Here is a 24,551-nt window from a genome sequence, read left to right as displayed (position 1 = left end):
AGTGCGATTCTAGTTCTCGTGTGTGGGGCGTGCCGACGACGTGCCGACTGCCAGGTTTCGGGTGACCTCTGCGAGCGCGGGGATGCCGCCGTCGCGGAGAGCGCGGACCAGCGCGGTGCCGACGATCGCGCCGTCCGCGTATTCGGAGACCCCGGCGATCTGCTCGGCGGTCGAGATGCCGATGCCGACGCAGGCGCGGACATCGCCGTGCTCGCGCAGGCGGCCGACCAGGGTGCGCGCCGCCCGGTCGAGCTCGGTGCGCTCACCGGTGATGCCCATCGTCGAGACGGTGTAGACGAAGCCGGTCGAGGACTTCACGACCAGCCCGAGGCGTTCGTCCGACGAGGTGGGAGCTGCGAGGAAGACACGGTCGAGACCGGTGCGCTCACTCGCTGCTATCCACTCCCCCGCGACATCCGGGGTGATGTCGGGGGTGATGAGCCCGGCGCCGCCGGCTGCGAGCAGGTCATCGGCGTACCGATCGACGCCGTACTGGAACACCGGGTTCCAGTACGTCATGACCAGCACAGGCACGTCTGTGGCTGCGGTGATCGCGCGCACAGCGGTGAAGAGGTCCTTCATCTTGAACCCGTTCGCGAGCGCCGCGGTGGTCGCCTCCTGGATCACCGCGCCGTCCATCACCGGGTCGCTGTAGGGCGGGCCCAGCTCGATGATGTCGACGCCGTTCTCAGCGAGTGCGATGGCCGCCTGGATGCTGGTCTCGAGGTCGGGGAACCCGACCGGGAGGTATCCGACGAACGCGCTGCGGCCGGCCTCATGGGCTGCGGCTATCGCCTGTTCCACGCGGCTCACAGTTCCGGCTCCCCCTTCGACGCGGCTGCCTCGGCGTCGCTCTCGTCCTCGACGTCGTGCGCGAGCGCCTCGGCGTCGTAGAGGTCGAAGTACCGAGCAGCCGTGTCCATGTCCTTGTCGCCGCGGCCGGAGAGGCAGATGGCGAGCACGGCGTCAGGTCCCAGCTCACGGCCCAGGCGCAGAGCCCCCGCGAGGGCGTGAGCCGACTCGATCGCCGGGATGATGCCCTCGGTGCGGCTCAGCAGGCGCAGTGCCTGCATGGCCTCGTCGTCGGTCGCAGGGATGTACTCGGCGCGGCCGATGTCGGCGAGCCAGGAGTGCTCAGGACCGACGCCCGGGTAGTCGAGGCCGGCGGAGATCGAGTGGGATTCGACCGTCTGACCGTCTTCGTCCTGCAGCACGTAGGTCTTGGCGCCGTGCAGGATGCCGGGGCGCCCACGCTCGATCGATGCGGCATGCCGCGGAGTGTCGACGCCGTCTCCGGCGGCCTCGACGCCGTAGAGCTTCACGCCCTCGTCGTCGAGGAAGGCATCGAACATGCCGATCGCGTTCGAGCCGCCTCCGACGCAGGCGATGACCGCGTCGGGCAGACGTCCGACCTCGTCGAGGAGCTGCTGTCGCGCCTCCTCGCCGATGATCTTCTGGAAGTCCCGGACCATCGCGGGGAAAGGATGCGGGCCTGCAGCGGTGCCGAAGATGTAGTTGGTGGTCTCGACCGACGCGACCCAGTCGCGGTAGGCGTCGTTGATCGCATCCTTCAGGGTGCGCGAACCCGAGGTGACGGCGACGACCTCTGCGCCGAGCAGTCGCATCCGAGCGACGTTCAGCGCCTGGCGCTCCGTGTCGACCTCACCCATGTAGATCGTGCACTCGAGACCGAAGAGGGCGGCAGCCGTCGCCGTGGCGACGCCGTGCTGACCCGCGCCCGTCTCGGCGATCACGCGCTTCTTGCCGAGACGTTTCGTCAGCAGCGCCTGACCGAGCACGTTGTTGATCTTGTGCGAGCCGGTGTGGTTGAGATCCTCGCGCTTGAGGAAGACGCGCGCACCACCGGCGTGCTCGGCGAACCGCGCGACCTCGGTGAGCGGAGACGGGCGGCCGGCGTACGAGCTGAGCAGAGACGCCAGCTCGGCGCGGAACGCCGGGTCGACGATCGCATCGGCGTACGCCGCTGAGAGCTCGTCGATCGCGGCGATCAGCGACTCGGGCATGTATCGCCCGCCGTACTCGCCGAACAGGGGACCATGCTGATCTCGCAGGCTCATCACGCCTCCAGGAAGCTCTTGAGAGTGGCGACCGGGTCGCCCGTGACGAGCGCCTCCCCGATCAGGACGACATCAGCACCCGCGGAGCGGTAGTGCGTGACGTCTGCAGGTGTGAGGACCGCGGACTCGGCGATCTTGACGGCTGAGTCCGGGATGCGGTCGACGAGACGGCCGAAGAGGTCGCGGTCGAGCTCGAGTGTCGTCAGATCGCGGGCGTTGACGCCGATCAGCGGCGCACCGAGATCGATCGCCACCTCGAGCTCGTCGGCCGAGTGGGTCTCGACCAGCGGAGTCATGCCGAGCTCCGTGATGAAGCCGAACAGATCACGGAGCACGTGCGGATCGAGTCCGGCGACGATGAGCAGCACGAGGTCGGCACCGGCTGCTCGGGCTTCGAGCACCTGGTAGCGGTTCGCGATGAAGTCCTTGCGCAGCACAGGCAGCGACACCCGTGCCGTGACGGCCTCGAGATCGGCGAGACTGCCGCCGAATCGACGCTCCTCGGTCAGGACGCTGATCGCAGACGCACCGCCCGTCTCATACAGGGAAGCCTGCAGTGCCGGGTCGGGGATCTCGGCGAGAGCACCCCGCGACGGACTCGCGCGCTTCACCTCGGCGATGATCTTCACGCGCTCAGCGGGAGCGAGGAACGCGAGCGCGTCCTTGGCGGCGGGGCGTGCTAGAGCGTCGCGCTCGACGTCGGCCAGAGGCCGGGTCAGAGCACGACGTTCAGCGTCTGCGACTGCGCCGGCCGTGAGGTCGGCGAGCACCATTAGTGCGCCTTCGGCGAGTACTTGGGGCCCTTCACGCCGTAGCCGGCCCTCGACAGCAGCCAGCCCACCAGCGCACCGATCGGGATGATCGCGGCGCCCACCCAGATCAGCGCGACCCAGACGGGGCTGAACTCGGCGAGGCAGAACGCCAGCGTGCCGATCGTGAAGCCGGCGAGCATGATGATGACGCCCGTCCATGCGGCAGGCGAGTGTCCGTGGCCGGGGTCAGCGATCGGGTTGGTCATGGTCTCCTCCGGGGGACGACGTGCTGGTTCGGATCAAGTCTATCGGGGTCATCGTGTCGGGTCGGTTCCGCGCGAGAGGTCGTCCCACGAATCGATCGCGTCGACGGGCCCGGCGGTCGAGTCGACATGTGCGGCATCGGTGCGGTAGCGGCGTCCGCCGCGCTTCCATCGCCGCCACGTGAGGAGCACGACGAGGGATGCCGCCAGCAGGATCACCCAGCCGATGAGCGTCATCACGGGCCAGGCCGAGAGCTCGATGCCGGCGACGACGTCGGCGATCGCCGTGCTGCCTGCGAGCCCGGTCGTCTCGGTGACGGTGGGACCGACAGCGCTCAGCGGCTCGGTCAGGAGCAGCTGCAGGGTCGTCCAGCCGAGGAACAGCGCTGCCGCGGTGGCGAGAATGCCGAACACGAGTCGCATGACCGGGCCGACGATCGAAAGGGCGATGCCGAGCGCCAGGACCGCGAGGCTCAGAGGAGCGAGCAGCGGCAGCGCGGACGCGCCTGGCACGAGGATGGCTTCCCCGGCATCCGCGCGTTCGACGGTGAGCCACGTCTGGGTCGACGAGATGATCCCGACCGCTCCCGCGAGGAGGAAGCCGGAGACGGCGATCGAGCGACCTCTGCGCGCGAGAGTCACTCGGCCGAGCTCCCCTCGACGGCGTGCAGGTCCGTCGTGTCGAAGCAGGTGCGGGTGCCGGTGTGGCACGCAGGGCCGGTCTGGTCGACCCGCAGCAGGATGGCGTCGCCGTCGCAGTCGAGTCGCGCCTCGTGCACCACCTGGATGTGTCCGGAGGTGTCTCCCTTGCGCCAGTACTCCTGACGCGAGCGCGACCAGTACACCGCGCGACCGGTGGTGAGGGTGCGGCGCAGGGCCTCGGCATCGACCCACGCGAGCATGAGGACCTCTGCCGTGTCCCACTGCTGGACGATCACCGGCGCGAGGCCGTCGTCGTTGAAGGCGACCTGGGCGATGCGCTCCTCGATATCGTTCATCGGACGAGCACTCCCTCCGCGCGCAGCGCGTCCTTGACGTCGCCGACCGTGAGCGCGCCCGTGTGGAACACGCTGGCTGCCAGCACCGCATCCGCTCCGGCCTTGATCGCGGGAGCGAAGTCGGATGCCTTGCCCGCGCCACCGGAGGCGATCACCGGCACTGAGGCGGCCTCACGCATGAGCTTCACCAGTTCGAGGTCGAAGCCGTCTCGCGTGCCGTCGGCGTCGATCGAGTTGACCAGCAACTCGCCTGCCCCGCGCTCCGCCGCCTCACGCGCCCAGTCGAGCGCATCGAGGGTCGTCTGGGTGCGTCCGCCATGGGTGGTGACGACGAAACCGGAGGGAGTGCCGGGTGCCCGCTTGACGTCGAGCGACAGCACCAGCACCTGTGCGCCGAAGCGGTCCGCGATCTCGCCGATCAGCTCAGGGCGAGCGATGGCAGCCGAGTTGACCCCGACCTTGTCGGCGCCGACCGAGAGGAGCCGCGCCACGTCGTCGACGCTGCGCACTCCCCCGCCGACCGTCAGCGGCACGAACACCTGCTCAGCCGTGCGCTGCACCACGTCGTACGTCGTCGCGCGAGCATCGACGGTCGCCGTGACGTCGAGGAAGGTGATCTCGTCTGCGCCCTGCGCCGTGTAGTGGCGCGCGAGCTCGACGGGGTCGCCCATGTCGCGCAGGTTCTCGAAGTTGACGCCTTTGACGACGCGACCCGCGGCGACGTCGAGGCACGGGATGACGCGACTCGCGAGCGCCATCAGAGCCTCGCGTTGTGGATCGCCGTGACGAGGATCGCGCGAGCGCCGAGCGCATACAGCGCGTCCATCACGGGGTTGACCCGCGCACGCGCCACCATGACGCGGACGGCGACCCACTCCGGATCGCGGAGCGGTGAGACCGTGGGCGACTCGATGCCACCCGCGATCTTGACGGCGTCGTCGAGCAGAGCCAGCGGCAGGTCGTAATCGATCATCACGAACCGCCGAGCGACCATGACTCCGCGCAGGCGGCGAAGAAGCGTCTCGGACCCCTCGGCATCATGCGGGCCGGCGATCAGCACGGCCTCGGACTGCAGGATCACAGGGCCGAAGACGTCGAGCCCCGCCTGACGCAGCGTCGTTCCCGTCTCGACGACATCGGCGACGGCGTCGGCGACGCCGAGGCGCACGGCGGACTCCACCGCGCCGTCGAGCGGCACGAGGTCGACGGCGATGCCCCGCTCGTCCAGGAACGCGTCGACGAGGCCGGGGTACGACGTCGCGACGCGCAGCCCGTCGAGCTCTGAGACGTCGGTGTAGCGCCCCGATGGCGCGGCGAAGCGGAACGTCGACCCGGCGAAGCCGAGCGCCTCGATCTCGCGCGCGCCCGGCATGCGGGCGTCGAGGAGCAGATCGCGTCCTGTGATGCCGACGTCGATGGCGCCGGACCCGACGTAGGTCGCGATGTCCTTCGGGCGGAGATAGAAGAACTCGACGTCGTTGTCGGCATCGACGACGTGAAGCGTCTTGGGGTCACGACGACCGGCGTAGCCGGCCTCCGCGAGCATGTCGGCGGCCGTCTCGGAGAGAGAGCCCTTGTTGGGAACAGCAATGCGCAGCATGGGAAGCCTTCAGATCGAAGCGAGTGGGGCGGAGCGCTTCACAGATGTCGGTAGACGTCCTGCAGGCTCAGGCCCTTCGCGATCATCATCACCTGGACGTGGTAGAGCAGCTGCGAGATCTCCTCCGCAGCGGCCTCGTCGGATTCGTATTCGGAGGCCATCCAGACTTCGGCGGCCTCCTCGACGATCTTCTTGCCGATCGTGTGCACGCCGCCGTCGAGCTCCGCGACCGTCCCCGATCCCTCTGGACGGGTCTCGGCCTTGACGCTGAGCTCGGCGAACAGCTCGTCGAAAGTCTTCACGATTCCAGGCTAGCGGCTCTGGCGCGGTCTCTGAGCCGGGTGACGGCCGCCTCGACGTCGTCGGCGCCGTAGACCGCCGACCCGGCGACGAACGTGTCGGCGCCCGCGGCGGCTGCCGCTTCGATGGTCGCGTCCGAGATGCCGCCGTCGACCTGCAACCAGACGTTCGATCCGCGACGCTTGGCCTCGTCGGCGAGAGCGCGCAGCTTGGGCATGGTCTCGTGCATGAACCCCTGCCCGCCGAACCCGGGTTCGACCGTCATCACGAGGATCTGGTCGAACTCCTCGAGCACGCTGTAGAGCCCCTCAGCGGGGGTGTCCGGCTTGATCGCGACGCCGGCCCTCGCCCCGATGCTGCGCAAGGTGCGAGCGAGCGAGATCGGATCCGCCGCCGCTTCGAGGTGGAACGTGACGCTGGCGGCGCCCAGCTCTGCGTAGGCGGGCGCCCAGCGCTCGGGCTCGGTGATCATCAGGTGCACGTCGAGCGGTATGGGGCTGGTCGCCTGGATCCGTTCGACCATCTGCGGCCCGAATGTGAGGTTCGGCACGAAGTGGTTGTCCATCACATCGACGTGAGCGAAATCCGCGGTCGCGATCTTGGCGAGATCGCGCTGCATGTTCACGAAGTCGGCAGCGAGGATGCTGGGGTTGATGCGCGGTGCGCTGGGGAGTTCCACGTCTCTAGTCTCTCTCTTCGGAGTTCGCGTCGCCCTGCTCGGTGGCGGTGCGCTGGAGCAGCGCGAGGAACATGGCATCGGTGCCGTGGCGGTGCGGCCACAGCTGCACGCGACCGGAGCCGTCGCCGGCGAGGTCGATCGGTGACGCGGAGACGCCCTGGAGCACGCCACGCGCATCGAGCTCGGTGATGTCTGTGCGGCCTCGGAGCACCTCCTGGACGACGCCCGTCGTCTCGGCGAGATGCGGCGAGCAGGTGACGTACGCGACGATCCCACCCGGCGCGAGTGCGTGGAGCGCGGAGCTGAGGAGCTCGACCTGCAGCGGCACGAGCTCTGCGACGTCGGCGGGGGTCTTGCGCCAGCGCGCTTCCGGCCGCCGTCTGAGCGCGCCGAGGCCCGTGCACGGCGCGTCGACGAGGATGCGATCGAATGCACCGGGATGGGACGCGCCGAACGAGCGCCCGTCCTCCTCGTGCACCACGACCTCGCCAGGCACCGCACGCAGGGCGTTGCGCACGAGACGTGCGCGTGTCGGGATGACCTCGTTCGCCTCGAGCGTGACGTCGTGCTCGCGGGCGATGGCGGCGAGCAGCGCGGTCTTGCCGCCCGGGCCGGCGCACAGGTCGAGCCAGCGCTCGCCCGACGTGAGGGGCGCGGCAGCCGCCAGTGCGAGAGCGACGAGCTGCGAACCCTCGTCCTGCACGCGGACGGTGCCGCCTGTCGCGGCGATCACGCGATGCGGGTCTCCCCCGGGCGAGCCGAAGGCGGTCGGCGCGTACGGACGCCGTGGCTCACCCGGGTCTGCGAGACCGGGGAGCGCGACGAGCGTCACCTCCGGCGAGGCGTTGTCGGCGTCGAGGAGATCATCGAGCTCGTCTGCCCGGCCCTCGGCCGCCAGCGCGCGTCGCAATGCCCTGATGACCCACACGGGATGCGCGGAGCGCAGTGCGAGACGCTCGTCATCGGACCGTGCCGAGCTCTCGATGCGGTCTTCCCACTCCCCCGGTGTCTCTCGGGCGATCCGGCGCAGCACGGCGTTCGCGAAGCTCGAAGCGCCTCGCCCCTGCGTCGAGGCGACCAGATTCACGGATTCGTTGACGGCCGCGTGCGAGGCGACCCGTGTGGCGAGCAGCTGGTGCGTGGCCAGGCGCAGCGCATCGAGCACAGCCGGGTCGATCTCCTCCGCCGGACGATCGGCGGCGGAGGCGATGATCGCGTCGTAGGTGCCACGTCGACGGAGCGTCCCGTATGCGAGTTCAGTGGCCAGGGCCGCATCCTGCGGGCCGAGGCCCGCCTCGGCGATGGCCGAAGGCAGGATGAGGTTGGCGTAGGCATCCGACTCGGAGACCGCTCGCAACACGTCGTACGCCACCCGACGCGCGGGCTGCACCGTGCGCTGCGGCCCGCGAGGCTCGTCGCCACGACGGCCCCGTGGCTGACCACCGGCCTGCTGACTGCCACGCTGCCCGTGCGATCGCCCCTGCGGCCGGTTCTGCGGACCGCCCGGACGGCCGTCGCGACGCCTCGCGTCTCCCTGGCCGCTCATGCTCCGGCTCTCAGACCGTCGGTGTCGCGTTGGCCCCGCCACCAGTCGACCGCGTTCATGGCTCCCTTGCCCGCCGGCTGCACACGAGCGACCGAGAGGGGCGTCGAGCCCGTGCCGATGAGGAGGGCCGACTTCGTGGCGATGATATCTCCCGGTTCCAGGGTGACGACGTCGCTCGATGGCGCCGCCTCGAGGATCTTCAGTCGGAGCCCGTCGACGGTGGTGTGCGCCCCGGGCTCGGGAGTGACTCCGCGGAAGCGCGCGAACACCTGAGCGAGGGGCTGGCTCCAATCGAGCAGGCCGTCGTCGAGCGTCAGCTTCGGCGCCAGTGTCGGCTCCCCGTGCTGCGGCACGGCGCGCGCAGTGCCGTCGGCGATGGCCTGCACGACCTCGGCCGTCAGCTGCGCCCCGTCGACGGCAAGGGTCGCGAGCGCCGCGTCGGCCGTCGCCCCTGCTGCCACATCGACGACGCGGGTCGCGAAGACATCTCCTGCGTCGAGGGCCGGCACGAGCTGGAAGACGCTTGCTCCGAGCTGGGCGTCGCCGGCGATCAGCGCGCGCTGCACGGGAGCAGCACCTCGCCACTGGGGCAGAAGCGAGAAGTGGAGGTTGATCCATCCCTTCGCCGGGGTGGAGAGCAGCGGCTCTCGCACGAGGCCGCCATACGCGACGATCACGCCGAGCTCGACCTGCAGGGCAGCGATCGCCTCTGTCGCCTCGTCACCGAGCCGCGCAGCCTTGATGATCGGCAGACCGAGGTCGGCGGCTGCCTGAGCGACGGGTGACGGTGTCAGCACCCTCTTGCGCCCCAGTGGCGCATCAGGACGCGTGACCACAGCCGCGATGTCGTGTTCGTCCGCGAGGCGGAGGAGGGTGGCAACGGCTGCCGATGGTGTGCCGGCGAAGACGAGACGCATGAAGGTGCTCCGGAGGGATGCGGGGTGAGGATCCGGGAGGATCGGGGTGATCGGATCGGTGCGGACTGATCAGAGCTCTGGGTCGAGGATATCGAGCCGAACCGAGAGCGTGCTCCGAGTCGACTTGCCCTTGCCCCGGCGAGTGCTGACGGCTTCGGCGACGACGGCCGCTCGCAGCGTCGCCGCGACCTTGACTCCGGCGCCGTACTCGAACCGGACGAGGGCGCGGACGCGCGGCGGGTAGTCGTCGGACTCGATGGGCACAGGACCCAGGACCGCGTCGGACGGGAGGGCGAGCTCCTGCAGCGCCGCCAGCGCACGGCCGACGGCCGCGGCTGACCCCTCGACCAGGGCCACGCGCGCGGCCGGCGGCATGTGGAGCGGCGCGCGCTCTGCGAGCTCAGAGCGTGCGTAACCCGACTGGTTCCACGTCGCGAGCGCTCGCGCGATCGTGCCGTCGACTCCGACGAGGTGGATCGGCGCCCCCGGGGCCGCGAGTGCTGCGGCGTTCGACCACCACCGCAGGCAGGCCTCGCCGATCCGCAGATCCGGGGCCTGGAGCATCCGCGGACCGTCGAGCAGCACCACTGCGCGATAACCGCCCTCGGCAAGCGGCTCGGCGCCGCGCGTCGCGACCACCAGTGCGGGCTTGTCCGCGACGTGCTCGACCGGGTGCGCGCTGTCGGCCACGATCACGCGGACGCCGGGGAACGCCTTGCCCAGCTCGTCGGCGGTCCGCTCGCTTCCCGACGACGCCAGGCGCAGCTTGGTCGACGCACACGTCGGGCAGGTCCAGGCTCGCGCGCCCCGGCCGCACCACGCGCACACCGGCACGGCGCCGCGATGCTTGGCGCCCAGGGGTCCGCCGCAGTGCGCGCATCGGGCGGGGGCCCGGCACTCCGCGCACACGAGGGACGGTGCGAATCCCGGGCGCGAGACCTGCACGAGCACCGGCCCCTCGGACGCGGCGTTGCGGGCCGACAGGAACGCCGACGACGGCATCCGCTGGGCTGTCGGCGCATCCATCTCCTGCGGGGTGCTCAGGATCACCCTCGGCATCACCCGCCGCGCGGCTCGCACGTCCTGCAGGTAGCCGTGCGCGACGAGGCGCTCCACGTCCGTCGTACGGGTGTGGCCGACGAAGAGCAGGGCGGAGTCCTCCTGCTCCTGCCGGAGCAGGGCCGCATCGCGCGCGTTGATGTAGGGCGCGAGAGGTTCGCCGAGCAGCGGATCGCCGTCGTCCCAGACGGCGACGAGCCCGGCGCGGACCGGCGCGTACACGGCCGAGCGGTTGCCGACGACGATGCACGGAGCATCCTCGAGCGATCTGAGGAACGAGCGGTATCGATCGGGGTTCGTCTGACGTGAGTCGTATCGCACGACAGCCTCGGGCGGAACCAGCGAACCGAGCGCTGCGAGCAGCAGATCGAGGTCGCGATGGTCCGGCACGATGAGGATGCTGGAGCGTCCGGCAGCGAGCATCCGCGTCGCCGTCGACGCGAGCAGAGCCGTCCAGCCAGGCTCGCCCCTGTGCTGCACCGGGATCGCCTCCACTGCGGCCCTGCCTGCGCCTTCGAGCACCTCCTCGAGGTGGTCGTACGTGGCGATGAGCGAAGATGCGGAGGTGACGGCGTCATCGGCGGGCACGGGCGTCGGCGCGTCTGAGGTCCACGCCTTCTCGACCCGCACCTGACGCTTGGGGATGACGAGACGCAGCACGTCCGACGCCGAACCCGCCGCACGGTCGGCTGCACGACGAGCCAGCCGGTAGGTGCGTTCGGGGAGCACGGGAACCTGTGAGACGACGCTCTCGACCTCGGAGAGGGGCCTGTCGGCGTCGTCCTCGGTGTCGATCTCGACCACGTACCCGTCGACGACCCGACCGGCGGTACGGAGCGGCACGCGCACGCGCACCCCGATGGGCACGTCTCCGAGTTCTGCCGGCAGGGCGTAGTCGAAGAGCCGGTCGAGCTGCGGAAGCGGCGAGTCGAGCAGCACGCGCGCGATACGACGGCTCTCGGCCGTCATGAGCGGATCGCCATCAGGCTCGCGCTCCGTCAGAGGCCTGCAGCGCGCCGCAGCTCCTCAGCGCGGTCGGTGCGCTCCCAGGTGAACTCCGGCAGCTCGCGACCGAAATGCCCATAGGCGGCTGTCTGCGCATAGATCGGGCGCAGCAGATCGAGCTCCTCGATGATCGCCTGCGGACGGAGATCGAAGACGTCGTTGATCGCGCGGATGATCGCCTCGTCCGACACCTTGCCGGTGCCGAAGGTCTCGACGTAGAGCCCCACCGGACGTGCGACTCCGATCGCGTACGCGACCTGGACTTCGAGCCGGTCGGCGAGACCCGCCGCCACGGCGTTCTTGGCGACCCAGCGCGTCGCGTAGGCGCCCGAGCGGTCGACCTTGGACGGGTCCTTGCCGCTGAAGGCACCGCCACCGTGGCGCGCCGCACCCCCGTACGTGTCGATGATGATCTTGCGGCCGGTGAGCCCGGCGTCGCCCTTGGGACCGCCGGTCACGAAGGGACCGGCGGGGTTGATGTAGTAGGTGATGTCGTCGAGGTCGAGCCCTGTGGTCTCGAGGACCGGGTCGATCACGTGCTCCTGCACCTGTGCCTTGAGCTCGTCCTGCGAGATCTCGGGGTGATGCTGGGTCGACAGCACGACGGCATCGACGGTCTTGGGGGTGAAGCCGTCGTACCCGAGCGTGACCTGCGTCTTGCCGTCGGGGCGGAGGAACGGCAGCGCGCCGGAGCGGCGAACCTCGGCGAGACGCTCCGCGATGCGGTGCGCGGTCCACGCGGCCATCGGCATCAACTGCGGCGTCTCGTTCGTGGCGAACCCGAACATGATGCCCTGGTCTCCGGCACCGAGTCCGTCGAGCGGATCGACGGATGACCCGTCGCGGTGCTCCTGGGCGTTGTCGACACCGTGGGCGATGTCTGTCGACTGCTCGCCCACCGAGATGCTCACACCGCAGGAGTCCCCGTCGAAGCCGGTGTCGCTCGACGTGTAGCCGATCCCATTGACGACCTGTCGGACGATGGTCGGGATGTCGACGTAGGCCTCGGTGCGGATCTCACCGGCGACGTGCACGAGACCGGTGGTCACCAGCGTCTCGACCGCGACCCGCGAGCCGGGGTCTTTCGCGATGAGTCCGTCGAGGATGCTGTCTGAGATCTGGTCGCAGATCTTGTCCGGGTGCCCCTCGGTGACGGACTCGGACGTGAACAGACGCAGCGCGCTCATCGGGGCTCCAGGACGGAATCGGACAGCAGGAAGGGGGTGGCTCCCATGATGGACCGCACCGCCGACATCAGTCGGCGGTGCGGTCATCGGACGTCACTCGGCGTGACGGAGGCGGAGCTTGTCCTCGTTGATCTCGTGCAGAGCGATGGTCAGCGGCTTGTCCTCGACGGAGGAGTCGACGAGCGGACCGACGTTGTCGAACAGGTTGCCCTCGTGGAGATCGGAGTAGTAGTCGTTGATCTGACGGGCACGCTTGGCGGCGTAGATCACGAGCTCGTACTTCGAGTCGACGCGGTCGAGCAGGTTGTCGATGGGGGGATCGATGATTCCGTTGGTGTGGTGTCCGGCCATGGTGGGACCTCCTGATCAGGCGACGGGATCGTCGCGAAGACTGTGCTGCGGCGCGCGAAGAAGCTCAGCGCGCAGAGCTTGAAGACAATTCTACGACCTCTGCGGCCGCGGCGGCGACGTCCTCGTTCACGATGAGGTGATCGAACTCGTTCTGCGCGGCGAGCTCCACCTTCGCGGTGCGCAGTCTGCGAGCGCGTTCCTCGGCACCCTCGGTGCCTCGACCGACCAGTCTCTGAACCAGTTCGTCCCAGGTCGGCGGCAGCAGGAAGATGAGCGTCGCCGCAGGCTCGGCCTTGCGCACCTGGCGTGCACCCTGCAGGTCGATCTCGAGCAGAACGGTCTTGCCGGCGGCCAGCGCGGCATCGATCGGGGCACGCGGAGTTCCGTATCGCGACCTGTTGTGCACGACCGCGTACTCGAGAAGCTCGTCCTCGGCGATCAGCCGATCGAACTCCGCGTCGTCGACGAAGTAGTAGTGCACGCCGTCGATCTCGCCCGGGCGCGGTGCGCGGGTCGTCGCCGAGACCGACAGATGGATCTCGGGGTTGTGCTCGCGGATGTGGGCGGCGACCGTGCCCTTGCCCACAGCGGTCGGGCCGGCGAGCACCAGCAGACGGCTGCGTGCGCCCCGCGGCTGCAGGAGCGGGAAGCGTGTGTCGAGCCACTGCGTGAGCGCCAGCCGTTGCCTGACGCCGAGACCGCCCAGTCGCTTGACCGGCGAGATGTGCAGTTCTGCGAGAATTCGGTCGCGCTTGCCCGCCCCGATGGCAGGGAGGGCGAGCAGGAAGTCCGTGATGCGCATCGATCCCTCGACCGAATCGGGGTCGGCGGTGGCGCGCTCGAGCACCGACTGCGGGGTGACGACACGCGTCGTCAGATCGCGCTTGAGCGACGCACGGGCGCGGCGCCGCTCGACCGCCTTGCGTGCGGCGGCGGCACGATCGACCTCGGGGACGGGACGGGACTCAGCCACGGCCGGCCTCCCTGTACTCTGCGACGCGAGCGTCGATGGCGGCGGCGAGACCAGCGGGTCCGGCCGAGAGGATGCTGCGGCTCTCGCTCGCGATCACCGCGGGGCTCATCGAGCCGAACCGCCGGTGCAGGTCTGCCGCAGTCGCGCCCTGCGTGCCGAAACCGGGGGCGAGGACGGGTGCCACCGGCGCGAATGCGGCGATGCCGGCATCCGTCCAGTCCACCGTCGCTCCGATGACGAAGCCGAAGCTCCCCCACTCGCCTGCCTCCGAGTGCTCCGCATTGCGTGCCGAGACGACCGAGATGATGTCCGCAGACACAGCGCGGCCGGTCTCGGAGACCGAGCGCTGCAGAGTCTGCGCCTCAGGGTTGCTCGTCGCGGCGAGCACGAAGAGGCCCTTGTCGTGCTCGCCGGCGAGGGCGAAGGCGCCGTCGAGCGCACCGACCCCGAGGAACGGGTTGACGGTCAGGGCGTCGGCCTCGAGCGGAGACCCCGGTGTGAGCCACGCCGCCGCATACGCATCCATGGTCGAGCCGATGTCGCCGCGCTTGGCATCCGCGATCACGATGAGTCCGGCCGCGCGCGCAGCCGCGAGCACCTCTTCGAGGGCTGCGAACCCCGCAGAGCCGAAGCGCTCGAAGAACGACACCTGCGGTTTCACGATCGCGGCACGGCCAACGGCGGCCTCGACCGTGCGCAGCCCGAACTCGCGGACGCCGGAGGCGTCGTCACCGAGCCCCCAGTCCGTGAGCAGCGCCGCATGCGGGTCGATACCCACGCACAGCGGGCCGTGCGCCGCGAGGGCGGCACGGACCCGTTCGCCGAAGCGTGCGCTCACAGAGCGGCCTTCCGGTCGAGTGCGTACTCCTGGAGGCTCTTCACCTGGAAGCCCTCGTGGGCTGCGTCCATGCCGCTCACCGCTGCGCCGAGCACTGCCATCGTGGTGAACAGCGCCTTGTCGGCCGCGACGGCAGCCGCACGGATCTCGTAGCCGTCAGCACGCGCCGCCCCACCCGAAGGCGTGTTCACGACGATGTCGATCGACCCGTCGTTGATGAGGTCGACGATGTTGGTCGCGCCCGACTCCTGGGTCTCGCTGTACTTCTCGACCACGGTCACCGCGATGCCGTTGCGCGAGAGGATCTCGGCCGTGCCCTCGGTGGCCACGATCGTGAACCCGAGCTGCTGCAGACGGTGGGCCGGCAGGATCACCGCGCGCTTGTCGGAGTCGGCCACCGAGATGAACACGGTGCCCGAGGTCGGCATCCCGCCGTACGCGGCCGCCTGGCTCTTCGCGAACGCGGTCGGGAAGTCGCGGTCGATGCCCATGACCTCGCCGGTCGAGCGCATCTCCGGGCCGAGGATCGAGTCGACGGTCTTGCCGTCGGCCGTGCGGAACCGCTTGAAGGGAAGCACGGCCTCCTTCACCGAGACGGGGGCGTCGAGCGGCACACGAGAGCCGTCCTGCTCGGGGAGCATGCCCTCGGCGCGGAGCTCGGCGATGGTCGAGCCGACCATGATGCGGCTCGCGGCCTTCGCCATCGGGATGCCCAGCGCCTTCGAGACGAACGGCACCGTGCGGCTCGCGCGCGGGTTCGCCTCGATGACGTAGAGCACGCCGGCGCTGATCGCGAACTGCACGTTGAGCAGACCGCGCACGCCGACACCCTTCGCGATCGCGAGGGTCGCCTCGCGCACCCGGTCGATGTCGGTGCGGCCGAGCGAGACCGGCGGCAGCGTGCAGCTGGAGTCGCCCGAGTGGATGCCGGCCTCCTCGAGGTGCTCCATCACGCCGCCGATGTACAGATCGGTGCCGTCGTACAGCGCGTCGACATCGAGCTCGATCGCATCGTCGAGGAATCGGTCGACGAGCAGGGGCTTGCCCTCCTCGATGATGACTTCGCCCGCCGTGCGCACGAAGTACTCGCGCAGCGACTCCGCGCTGTAGACGATCTCCATTCCCCGGCCGCCGAGCACGAAGCTCGGACGCACGAGCACGGGGTAGCCGATCTCGTCGGCCACGGCCACCGCGGCGTCAGCGTTCACAGCGGTGCCGTGACGCGGTGCGATGAGACCCGCCGCGTCGAGCAGCTGGGAGAACAGCTCGCGCTCTTCGGCGATGTCGATGGCCTCGGGGCTCGTGCCGAGCACGGTGTAGCCCGCGGCCTCGATGCCCTTGGCGAGACCCAGCGGCGTCTGGCCGCCGAGCTGGCAGACGACGCCGAGGATGGTGCCGCTGGCGGCTTCCGCGTCGAGCACCTCGAGCACGTCCTCGAGCGTCAGCGGCTCGAAGTAGAGCCGGTCGGACGTGTCGTAGTCGGTGGACACGGTCTCGGGGTTGCAGTTGACCATGATGGTCTCGAAGCCGGCATCCGACAGCGCGAACGACGCGTGCACGCAGGAGTAGTCGAACTCGACGCCCTGGCCGATGCGGTTGGGACCGGATCCGATGATCACGACCTTGGTGCGATCCGATGGCATGACCTCGGTCTCGAAGTCGTAGCTCGAGTAGTGATACGGCGTGAGAGCCGGGAACTCGCCGGCGCAGGTGTCGACCGTCTTGTACACGGGGCGGATGCCCAAGCCGTGGCGCACACCGCGGATCTCGGCCTCGTCGTCACCCCGGAGCTGTGCGATCTGCGCGTCGGAGAATCCGTGCTCCTTGGCATAGCGGAGCGTGGCCGCATCGAGCTCGGGCGCCGTGCGCACGGTCTCGGCGACCTCGTTGATCAGCACGATCTGGTCGATGAACCACGGGTCGATCGCGGTCGCCTCGAACGCCTGCTCGACTGTCGCACCCTTGCGCAGCGCCTGCTGCAGGGTGACGATGCGACCGTCGGTCGGGATCTTCGAGATCTCGAGCAGCTCGTCTGCCGAGCGGTTCTCCTCGCCCCAGTGGAAGCTCGAGCCGCGCTTCTCGAGCGAGCGCAGCGCCTTCTGCAGCGCGGTCGCGTAGTTGCGGCCGATCGCCATGGCCTCACCCACCGACTTCATGGTGGTCGTCAGCGTCGCATCGGCGGCCGGGAACTTCTCGAACGCGAATCGCGGCACCTTGACGACGACGTAGTCGAGCGTGGGCTCGAAGCTCGCCGGGGTGACACCCGTGATGTCGTTGGGGATCTCGTCGAGACGGTAGCCGAGTGCGAGCTTGGCCGCGAGCTTGGCGATCGGGAATCCGGTGGCCTTCGAGGCGAGGGCGCTCGAGCGCGAGACGCGCGGGTTCATCTCGATGACGATGATGCGGCCGTTGCTGGGGTCGACGGCGAACTGGATGTTGCAGCCACCGGTGTCGACGCCGACCGCGCGGATGATGTCGATGCCGATGTCGCGGAGCTTCTGGTACTCGCGGTCGGTGAGCGTCAGAGCCGGGGCGACCGTGATCGAGTCGCCCGTGTGCACGCCGACCGGGTCGACGTTCTCGATCGAGCAGACGACCACCGTGTTGTCGGCGGTGTCGCGCATGAGCTCGAGCTCGTACTCCTTCCAGCCGAGGATCGACTCCTCCAGGAGCACCTCGGTGGTCGGCGAATCGCGCAGACCGGCCCCGCCGATGCGGCGCAGGTCCTCTTCGTCGTATGCGAAGCCCGAGCCGAGACCGCCCATCGTGAACGACGGGCGCACGACGAGCGGATAGCCCAGCTCGGCCGCACCCTCGAGCAGGTCGTCCATCGAGTGCGCGATGATGCTGCGGGCGACGTCGGCTCCGGCGTCGAGCACGAGCTGCTTGAAGATCTGGCGGTCCTCGCCCTTGTTGATCGCCTCGAAGCTCGCACCGATCAGCTCGACGTCGTACTTCTCGAGGATGCCGTGGTTGTGCAGCTCGATCGCGGCGTTCAGGGCGGTCTGTCCGCCGAGAGTCGGAAGGATCGCGTCAGGGCGCTCCTTCGCGATGATCGTCTCGATGACCTGCCACGTGATCGGCTCGATGTACGTCGCGTCGGCGAAGTCGGGGTCGGTCATGATCGTGGCCGGGTTGGAGTTGACCAGGATGACCCTGACGCCCTCTTCGCGGAGCACGCGGCAGGCCTGGGTGCCGGAGTAGTCGAACTCGCAGGCCTGACCGATGACGATCGGGCCGGAGCCGATGACGAGAACGGAGTTGATGTCGTCGCGCTTGGGCATTACTTGGCGTCCTTCTTGCTGGCGATGACCATGTCACGGAACCGGTCGAAGAGATAGTTGGCGTCGTGCGGGCCGGCGGCGGCCTCCGGGTGGTACTGCACCGAGAACGCCGGGATGTCGAGGGCGCGGAGGCCCTCCACGACGTTGTCGTTCAGACCGACGTGGCTGACTTCGACCTTGCCGTAGCCGTGGGGGCTGTCGAACGAACCCTCCAGCGGCGCTTCCACGGCGAAACCGTGGTTGTGCGCGGTGATCTCGACGCGTCCGGTGGACTTGTCGAGCACCGGCTGATTGATGCCGCGGTGGCCGAAGGGCAGCTTGTAGGTGCCGAGCCCCAGCGCCCTGCCGAGCAGCTGGTTTCCGAAGCAGATCCCGAAGAACGGCAGCCCGTCGTCGAGCACCGAGCGCAGCAGCTCGACATGGTCGCCCGACGCCGCGGGGTCTCCGGGGCCGTTCGAGTAGAAGACGGCGACGGGGTCGATCGAGCGGATGTCGTCGATCGTGACGTTCTGGGGCAGCACGTGCACCTCGAAGCCGCGGGCTGCCAGATTGTCGATCGTCGCCTGCTTGACTCCGAGGTCGAGGACGGCGAGATTGCCGACCCGCTCCCCCATCGCCGTCGTCACCGTGGCGACGTCGACAGAGACCTGCGACGAGAGGTTCTGACCGGCCATCTCGGGGGCTTCGCGCACGAGCCGCAGCTGCTCTTCGGGGTCGATCTTCGCGGCGTCGCCCGAGAACACGCCGCCGCGCATCGAGCCGGCCGAGCGGATGTGTCGGGTGATCGAGCGGGTGTCGATGCCGCTGATGCCGACGATGCCGTCTCGCTCGAGGATCTCGTCGAGCGAGGCGTTGGCTCGCCAGTTCGAGACGACGCGCGAGGGGTCGCGGACGATGTAGCCGGCCACCCAGATGCGACGGGACTCGCGGTCTTCGTCGTTCATGCCGGTGTTGCCGATGTGCGGTGCCGTCTGCAAGACGATCTGGCCTGCGTACGAGGGATCGGTGAGGGTCTCCTGGTAGCCGGACATGCCGGTGGCGAAGACGACCTCGCCGAAAGTGGTGCCCCGCGCGCCGTATGCACGGCCCGTGTGGCGGGTCCCGTCTTCGAGGACGAGGACGGCGGGTTCGGGGAGGGCTGTCATGACGTTGCTCCTGTGTCGGGGGCGGCGGCGTCGTCCGTGGCCGGGACGAGGCGCTGCAGTTCTGAGATGAAGTTCTGGGGGTCGCCGTCCGTCAGGCGGAGGTACGAGTCGACGATCGTGTCGTCGTCTGCGCTCCAGGCGACGCGGACGAGTCCGCCCGGTTCCACGACGCGGTCGATCGTCACGGTCGCACGATCGACGCTCGCGAGCCGTGCGGAGGCGAGGAAGACCGTCGGCGCCCCGTCGAGGCAGAGCGCGAGGCCGCGATCAGTGACGGCGACCTCTCCCCTGGCTCGGTAGGCGAGCGGGTGCAGGGTCAGCCGCTCCAGCGGCTGGTCGTGCTTGGTCGTCGAGACGTAGAGCACCTCACGACGGGCGATCACCTCGGCGTGCTCCGGCACTCCGAGGGGCGCCGAGAGACCAGAGTCGCGTCGGAGTCGTCGTCGCCACGCGGTGAACATGACGACGAGCACGAGCGCCGCCACGGCGATGGTGATCGCGATGGCGATGTCGCGTGCGCTCATGCGTTCAGCTCCTCGACGACGTCTGCGCCGTCGACCGTCAGGACTCCGCGGTGCACCGTGAATTCGACGCGACCCGGGAGGTCGCGGCCGAGGTAGGGCGAGTTCACGCTGCGACCGTGCAGGTCCGATTCGGTGAAGACGCCGGCGACGGACGGGTCGTAGAGGGTGATCTGCGCGGGAGCACCCGCCTCGAGAGGCAGCCCGTGGCCCGCGAGTCGGCCGATCCGCGCGGGCGCGGCGCTCATCACCCGAGCGACGTCATCCCAGCCGATCAGGCCGGTCTGCACCATCGACTGGTGCACGACGCGCAGCGCGCTCTCGAGTCCGACCATGCCGTTGGCGGCGGCCTGCCACTCGCACGACTTGTGCTCGCTCGGGTGCGGCGCGTGGTCGGTCGCGACGATGTCGATGGTGCCGTCGGCGAGGCCTTCGCGCACCGCCAGGACGTCCTCCTCACGACGCAGCGGCGGATTGACCTTGTAGCGCGCGTCGTACCCGCGCACGAGCTCATCGGTGAGGAGCAGATGATGCGGAGTGACCTCGGCCGTGACGTCGATGCCCCGCTTCTTGGCCCAGCGGATGATGTCGACGGAGCCGGCCGTGGACAGGTGGCAGACGTGCAGACGCGATCCGACGTGCTCGGCGAGGAGCACATCGCGGGCGATGATCGACTCCTCGGCGACGGCCGGCCATCCGGCGAGGCCGAGCTCGGCCGAGACGGTGCCCTCGTTCATCTGGGCGCCCTCGGTGAGGCGGGGGTCCTGCGCGTGCTGCGCGATGACGCCGCCGAAGGACTTCACGTACTCGAGCGCGCGACGCATGATCAGCGGGTCGAAGACGCAGAATCCGTCATCGCTGAAGACGCGAACCTGGGCACGGGATGTCGCCATCGCACCGAGCTCGGCGAGTCGCTCGCCCTTCTGCCCCACGGTCACGGCGCCGATGGGCTGCACGGTCGCGTACCCGGCCGCTTCACCGAGCGCGAGCTCCTGCTCCACGACGCCTGCGGTGTCGGCCACCGGAGACGTGTTCGGCATGGCGAACACGGCGGTGAACCCGCCGGCCGCGGCCGCCCTGGTGCCGGTGAGGATCGTCTCGGATGCTTCGTAGCCGGGTTCGCGCAGATGGGTGTGCAGATCGACGAGCCCGGGAAGTGCCACCAGGCCGTCGGCGTCGATGACCCGTGCACCCCCACGGCTCAGCCCGGTGCCGATCTCGGTGATCAGACCGTTCTGCACGATGATGTCGGCGCGCTCGGCACCGAGAAGCTGTGCGCCGGTGATGACGAGGGTCTCGCTCACTGGTCTCCCCCTCGTTCGTCGTCTCGTTCTCCTGCAAGGAGCAGGTACAGCACCGCCATGCGGATGGACACTCCGTTCGTCACCTGTTCCAGCACGGTCGAGCGCGGGGAATCGGCGGCTTCGGAGGAGATCTCCAACCCTCGGTTCATGGGTCCGGGGTGCATGACAATGCTACCGTCCGGAAGGCCGGCCACACGCAGTGCGTCAAGACCCCATCGTCTGGAATACTCCCGCTCAGTGGGGAAATATGCGGCGTTCATGCGCTCGAGCTGGATGCGGAGCATCATCACGGCGTCGGGCCCCTCGGCCAGGGCCTGGTCGAGGTCGTAGACGACCCTGGCGGGCCAGAGCGAGACGTTCTGCGGCACCAGGGTGGGCGGAGCGACCAGGGTGACCTCGGCGCCGAGTGTGGCGAGCAGCCAGACGTTCGATCGCGCGACCCGCGAGTGCAGCACGTCGCCGACGATCACGACCCGGATGCCGGCGAGATCGCGACCGCGGCTGTCGGCGCCGAAGCGCCGTTTGCGGATCGTGAACGCGTCGAGGAGCGCCTGGGTCGGGTGCTCGTGCGTGCCGTCGCCGGCATTGACCACCCCGGCCGAGATCCAGCCGCTGGTGGCGAGTGTCTGCGGCGCACCTGATGCAGGGTGGCGGATGACGACCGCATCCGCGCCCATCGCCTGCAGCGTCTGGGCGGTGTCCTTCAGGCTCTCCCCCTTGGAGACGCTCGAGCCCTTGGCCGCGAAGTTGATGACGTCGGCCGACAGACGCTTCGCTGCGGCCTCGAACGAGATGCGGGTTCGCGTCGAGTCCTCGAAGAAGAGGTTCACGACGGTCTTGCCGCGGAGGGTCGGGAGTTTCTTGACCTCGCGTGACTGCGTGTCGGACATGTCCTCGGCGACGTCGAGGATGCGCAGCGCCGTCTCGCGATCGAGGGTGCGGGTGTCGAGGAGGTGTCTCATGCTTCGATCGTCACCTCCTCGGCGCCGTCATGTTCGGCCAGCCGTACGTTTACTCGCTCCTGACGGGACGACGGGATGTTCTTGCCGACGAAGTCGGGCCGGATCGGCAGTTCGCGGTGACCCCGATCGACCAGGATCGCGAGGCGCACGATCGAGGGACGGCCGATCGACTGCAGCGCATCGAGCGCAGCGCGGATGCTGCGACCGGAGAAGAGCACGTCGTCGACGAGGACGACCGTCTTGCCGTCGATGCCGCCGGCGGGGATGTCGGTCGGACGAGGGGACCGCGTCGGCTGCTTCGCGAGATCATCCCGGAAGAGTGTGACGTCGAGCGCTCCCACCGGAACGGCGGTCTGTGCGATCTCACCGATCACAGCGGACAGGCGATGGGCGAGAGTGACTCCGCGGGTCGGAATTCCCAGCAGGACGAGGTTCTCAGCCCCCCGATTGGATTCGAGGATCTCATGTGCGATGCGGGTCAATGCCCGCGAGATATCGGCTTCGTGCAGCACAGTTCGTGCACTCATCGGCCGCTCCCTTCTCCGCCTCACAGGACGGTGTTAAAGGTTGCTTGATTGACCCAGTCTAGCGCGACTCAGCGCCACTCCAGGACTTCACGCACGACCGCCTGCGAGGCGGGCGAGCCGTCGTTCGCTATGCCGGAGAGCGACTCGTGCGAGAGCATCGCGCCCTCGGCCCCGGCGGCGGCGGTGATCTGTTCCAGGGCGGATGTGACGCGTGGTGCCGCTGCGCGCGCATGCGTCGCATCTCCACGTGCCGAAGTGTGCGGGAAGACGACGAGCTCGGCCACGCCGACGGCGACGGGGCGTGCTGCGGCCACGACGAGCGTCGGGGGCAGCACGGGCTGCAGCGCGTGGGGCAACGGGAAGGGCAGTTCGTCGGTCAGCAGACCTCGCCACCAGCTGCGCTTCGAGCCCTTCTCATCGCCGATCTCGAGCGCGGTCGCCGTCCACTCCGAGCCTCGCGCGCGGAGCCTACCGTCGAAGTCGTCGTCGCGGCGCTCGAAGCCCACGCCGGTCAAGAAGTCCGCGGCGATGCGCACGAGTCGCTCGGAGTCGGATCGCACGATCCATCGCGCACCGCGCAACGGCCCCTTGTACTCGAGCCGCGTCGTTCGGGCATCACGACCCGATCCCTGCGGATGCGGGGTTCGTGACACGTCAGCTGGCCTCGCTGAGCACAGCGTCGCTGACCTCGTCGATCTTCGTGGAACGGATCGGGTGACCGCTCGTCGACAGGCAGCGGCCGGTCTTGAGGTCCCACTTCCAGTCGTGCATGCTGCAGGTCAGGATGCCGTCTTCGTCGACCTTGCCGGTCTTGGTCAGGTCGGCACGCAGGTGCGGGCAGCGGCGCTGCACGACCCAGTCGCCGATCTCGGCGTCCTCGGTCTGATCCGTCTGCTCCTGGTACCAGTTCTCGACGTACTCGATGCGGTCGACCGAGAGGCACTTGAGGAACGTCGTCAGGAACTCGTTGAACTTGCCGCTGCGTCCCACCTGGAACTGCATGGAGAGGAAGATCGAGTTCGACCAGTCGATCTCATGATCGCGGATGTTCGTCGAGACGAGATCAGCGGGGATCGTGTACCAGTAGATGCACTCCTCGCCCGCATACTCGCGGACCTTCGCCCGAGGGAAGTCCACGACCATGTCGAGGTCGCCGATCCTGAATCGCACGCAGCCACCGACTCCGAGACGGATGGTGCGCGACTTCTTCAGCAGCGGCTCCCACCAGGTCTTCAGCTCCTCGAGCATCTCGGCGGCAGGAAGGACCTCTGCGCGAGAGGCCTCCTCATCGAGGATCTCCTGCTGGCGGGACGCCCGCTGCTCTTCGAGGTAGTCCCACTTCTCATCGAAGATGTGGGCGAGCTCCGCCTCGGAGTACAGCGTCTGCTCGGTCGACACGTGACCGGCGTCGACGGTCACGACCGTCCCCGGAACGAACAGATGCCCGTCGTACTGCGGCGAGAGCTCCTTCATGTGGGCGAGGAACTGCTTCTGGTCCGTGAAGATGGACTCACCGTTGCGGCCGACCCCGTTGAAGTCGAAGAGATCGTCGCGCAGGAACATGGGCGGCCCTGCCATCGGGAAGACGTGCGGAGCGTCCACCTTGTCGATGTAGTACATCGCTCGCTTGTTCTGCGCGTCTCGCTTGAGCTTCGCGAAGTTCTGCTTCGCGTCCATCGGCAGGTCGTAGACCATGGGCCACCAGATCGCACCCGAGACCTGTGTGAAGTACGCGTCAGGCTTGCCGAAGTGCAGCAGCGTGTCGAGGTCGAGGGGGTGGGAGTCGTTCTGGTTGAGCACCGATCCGGTGCCGTCGTCGACGCTCAGCGACGAGTCGCCGATGGGGCCGTCACTCGGCGCTCGCAACGGCGTGATCATGATCTTGAGATCGCCGCGCTCGATGATCCTGCCAGCCGGGGCGTAGGTGATGTTCGTGTATCCCAGTGCCCTGATGTCCTGTTCGAGGTCATCGATGGGGTACTCGGGCAGCAGCACCTCGATGTCCTTGCGGATGTAGCGCTCGAGCAGCGTCGGGTCGAAGTGGTCGCGGTGCCGGTGCGAGATGTAGAGGAAGTCCGCCTCGCGGCCGAACCGCTCCCAGTCGAGCGCACGGTTGTCGGGGAACGGGAACCACGAGCCGAAGAACGAGGGCCCGAGAACCGGGTCGCAGATGATGTTCCCGCCGACTGTCTCGATGAACATCCCGGCGTGGCCGAGTCCCGTGATCCGCATGCATTCCTCCTGAAGTGAACCGTTCGATTC

At 68.9% G+C, this 24,551-nt stretch carries 25 protein-coding genes; all 25 read right to left on the bottom strand.

The features are described 5' to 3' along the window. Positions 1 to 9 precede the first annotated feature (9 nt). The 25 genes from trpA to RU09_RS00670 all read right to left on the bottom strand — a co-directional run bounded on the left by trpA (position 10) and on the right by RU09_RS00670 (position 24,521). Complete coding sequence (trpA, locus tag RU09_RS00790; RefSeq protein WP_042536644.1) at positions 10 to 813, bottom strand: tryptophan synthase subunit alpha; 804 nt, start codon at positions 811 to 813, stop codon at positions 10 to 12. Continuing rightward, positions 810 to 2,078, bottom strand: a complete 1,269-nt coding sequence (gene trpB / locus RU09_RS00785; RefSeq protein WP_042536643.1) for a tryptophan synthase subunit beta — start codon at positions 2,076 to 2,078, stop codon at positions 810 to 812. The genes trpA and trpB overlap by 4 nt, the downstream gene beginning before the upstream one ends. After that, on the bottom strand, positions 2,078 to 2,848 hold the full coding sequence (gene trpC, locus RU09_RS00780) for an indole-3-glycerol phosphate synthase TrpC (RefSeq protein WP_042536776.1): 771 nt from the start codon (positions 2,846 to 2,848) through the stop codon (positions 2,078 to 2,080). Before trpC ends, trpB begins: the two co-directional genes overlap by 1 nt. 2 nt (positions 2,849 to 2,850) lie before the next feature. Then, on the bottom strand, positions 2,851 to 3,096 hold the full coding sequence (locus RU09_RS00775) for an HGxxPAAW family protein (RefSeq protein ID WP_042536642.1): 246 nt from the start codon (positions 3,094 to 3,096) through the stop codon (positions 2,851 to 2,853). Between the two features lie 48 nt (positions 3,097 to 3,144). Continuing rightward, on the bottom strand, positions 3,145 to 3,735 hold the full coding sequence (locus tag RU09_RS00770) for a Trp biosynthesis-associated membrane protein (RefSeq protein ID WP_042536641.1): 591 nt from the start codon (positions 3,733 to 3,735) through the stop codon (positions 3,145 to 3,147). Further along, positions 3,732 to 4,091 carry a phosphoribosyl-AMP cyclohydrolase gene (hisI, locus tag RU09_RS00765; protein ID WP_042536640.1) on the bottom strand — a complete coding sequence of 120 codons (360 nt, stop codon included), beginning with the start codon at positions 4,089 to 4,091 and terminating at the stop codon, positions 3,732 to 3,734. Before hisI ends, RU09_RS00770 begins: the two co-directional genes overlap by 4 nt. Beyond that, positions 4,088 to 4,849: an imidazole glycerol phosphate synthase subunit HisF gene (gene hisF, locus RU09_RS00760; RefSeq protein ID WP_042536639.1), complete on the bottom strand. Its 762-nt coding sequence runs from the start codon at positions 4,847 to 4,849 to the stop codon at positions 4,088 to 4,090. Before hisF ends, hisI begins: the two co-directional genes overlap by 4 nt. Continuing rightward, positions 4,849 to 5,691 (bottom strand): ATP phosphoribosyltransferase, encoded by an 843-nt coding sequence (gene hisG, locus RU09_RS00755; RefSeq protein WP_042536638.1) that lies wholly within the window; start codon positions 5,689 to 5,691, stop codon positions 4,849 to 4,851. Before hisG ends, hisF begins: the two co-directional genes overlap by 1 nt. A gap of 38 nt (positions 5,692 to 5,729) precedes the next feature. Then, positions 5,730 to 5,993 carry a phosphoribosyl-ATP diphosphatase gene (locus tag RU09_RS00750; protein WP_042536637.1) on the bottom strand — a complete coding sequence of 88 codons (264 nt, stop codon included), beginning with the start codon at positions 5,991 to 5,993 and terminating at the stop codon, positions 5,730 to 5,732. Beyond that, positions 5,990 to 6,670, bottom strand: a complete 681-nt coding sequence (rpe, locus tag RU09_RS00745) for a ribulose-phosphate 3-epimerase (RefSeq protein ID WP_042536636.1) — start codon at positions 6,668 to 6,670, stop codon at positions 5,990 to 5,992. The genes RU09_RS00750 and rpe overlap by 4 nt, the downstream gene beginning before the upstream one ends. A gap of 4 nt (positions 6,671 to 6,674) precedes the next feature. Next, positions 6,675 to 8,216 (bottom strand): RsmB/NOP family class I SAM-dependent RNA methyltransferase, encoded by a 1,542-nt coding sequence (locus tag RU09_RS00740; RefSeq protein WP_082040981.1) that lies wholly within the window; start codon positions 8,214 to 8,216, stop codon positions 6,675 to 6,677. Then, positions 8,213 to 9,133, bottom strand: a complete 921-nt coding sequence (gene fmt, locus RU09_RS00735; RefSeq protein ID WP_042536634.1) for a methionyl-tRNA formyltransferase — start codon at positions 9,131 to 9,133, stop codon at positions 8,213 to 8,215. The genes RU09_RS00740 and fmt overlap by 4 nt, the downstream gene beginning before the upstream one ends. A gap of 69 nt (positions 9,134 to 9,202) precedes the next feature. Next, entirely contained in the window at positions 9,203 to 11,161 is a 1,959-nt protein-coding gene (locus tag RU09_RS00730) for a hypothetical protein (protein WP_042536633.1), read from the bottom strand. A 29-nt stretch (positions 11,162 to 11,190) separates the two neighbouring features. Next, positions 11,191 to 12,384 carry a methionine adenosyltransferase gene (gene metK / locus RU09_RS00725; RefSeq protein ID WP_042536632.1) on the bottom strand — a complete coding sequence of 398 codons (1,194 nt, stop codon included), beginning with the start codon at positions 12,382 to 12,384 and terminating at the stop codon, positions 11,191 to 11,193. 93 nt (positions 12,385 to 12,477) lie between these two features. After that, positions 12,478 to 12,735, bottom strand: coding sequence for a DNA-directed RNA polymerase subunit omega (rpoZ, locus tag RU09_RS00720; protein WP_042536631.1), 258 nt, complete (start codon positions 12,733 to 12,735; stop codon positions 12,478 to 12,480). Between the two features lie 64 nt (positions 12,736 to 12,799). Next, positions 12,800 to 13,708, bottom strand: coding sequence for a guanylate kinase (gene gmk / locus RU09_RS00715; RefSeq protein WP_042536630.1), 909 nt, complete (start codon positions 13,706 to 13,708; stop codon positions 12,800 to 12,802). Then, entirely contained in the window at positions 13,701 to 14,546 is an 846-nt protein-coding gene (gene pyrF / locus RU09_RS00710; protein ID WP_042536629.1) for an orotidine-5'-phosphate decarboxylase, read from the bottom strand. The genes gmk and pyrF overlap by 8 nt, the downstream gene beginning before the upstream one ends. Then, positions 14,543 to 17,830, bottom strand: coding sequence for a carbamoyl-phosphate synthase large subunit (gene carB / locus RU09_RS00705; protein ID WP_042536628.1), 3,288 nt, complete (start codon positions 17,828 to 17,830; stop codon positions 14,543 to 14,545). The genes pyrF and carB overlap by 4 nt, the downstream gene beginning before the upstream one ends. Then, the gene (carA, locus tag RU09_RS00700; protein WP_042536627.1) at positions 17,830 to 18,975 is read right to left on the bottom strand and encodes a glutamine-hydrolyzing carbamoyl-phosphate synthase small subunit; all 1,146 of its coding nucleotides are present in this window, start codon (positions 18,973 to 18,975) and stop codon (positions 17,830 to 17,832) included. The genes carB and carA overlap by 1 nt, the downstream gene beginning before the upstream one ends. Beyond that, complete coding sequence (locus tag RU09_RS00695) at positions 18,972 to 19,499, bottom strand: PH-like domain-containing protein (RefSeq protein ID WP_042536626.1); 528 nt, start codon at positions 19,497 to 19,499, stop codon at positions 18,972 to 18,974. The genes carA and RU09_RS00695 overlap by 4 nt, the downstream gene beginning before the upstream one ends. Continuing rightward, positions 19,496 to 20,800: a dihydroorotase gene (locus tag RU09_RS00690; protein WP_042536625.1), complete on the bottom strand. Its 1,305-nt coding sequence runs from the start codon at positions 20,798 to 20,800 to the stop codon at positions 19,496 to 19,498. Before RU09_RS00690 ends, RU09_RS00695 begins: the two co-directional genes overlap by 4 nt. Next, complete coding sequence (locus RU09_RS00685; protein ID WP_042536624.1) at positions 20,797 to 21,762, bottom strand: aspartate carbamoyltransferase catalytic subunit; 966 nt, start codon at positions 21,760 to 21,762, stop codon at positions 20,797 to 20,799. The genes RU09_RS00690 and RU09_RS00685 overlap by 4 nt, the downstream gene beginning before the upstream one ends. Next, complete coding sequence (gene pyrR, locus RU09_RS00680) at positions 21,759 to 22,289, bottom strand: bifunctional pyr operon transcriptional regulator/uracil phosphoribosyltransferase PyrR (protein ID WP_042536623.1); 531 nt, start codon at positions 22,287 to 22,289, stop codon at positions 21,759 to 21,761. Before pyrR ends, RU09_RS00685 begins: the two co-directional genes overlap by 4 nt. 68 nt (positions 22,290 to 22,357) lie before the next feature. After that, positions 22,358 to 22,942 (bottom strand): hypothetical protein, encoded by a 585-nt coding sequence (locus RU09_RS00675; RefSeq protein WP_042536622.1) that lies wholly within the window; start codon positions 22,940 to 22,942, stop codon positions 22,358 to 22,360. A gap of 1 nt (position 22,943) precedes the next feature. Further along, entirely contained in the window at positions 22,944 to 24,521 is a 1,578-nt protein-coding gene (locus tag RU09_RS00670) for a Rieske 2Fe-2S domain-containing protein (RefSeq protein WP_042536621.1), read from the bottom strand. Positions 24,522 to 24,551: the final 30 nt, after the last annotated feature.

It is taken from the genome of Microbacterium sp. MEJ108Y (assembly GCF_000834175.1).
In the GTDB taxonomy this organism is placed as follows: domain Bacteria; phylum Actinomycetota; class Actinomycetes; order Actinomycetales; family Microbacteriaceae; genus Microbacterium; species Microbacterium forte.
This window is presented reverse-complemented; position numbering and strand designations above follow the sequence as displayed.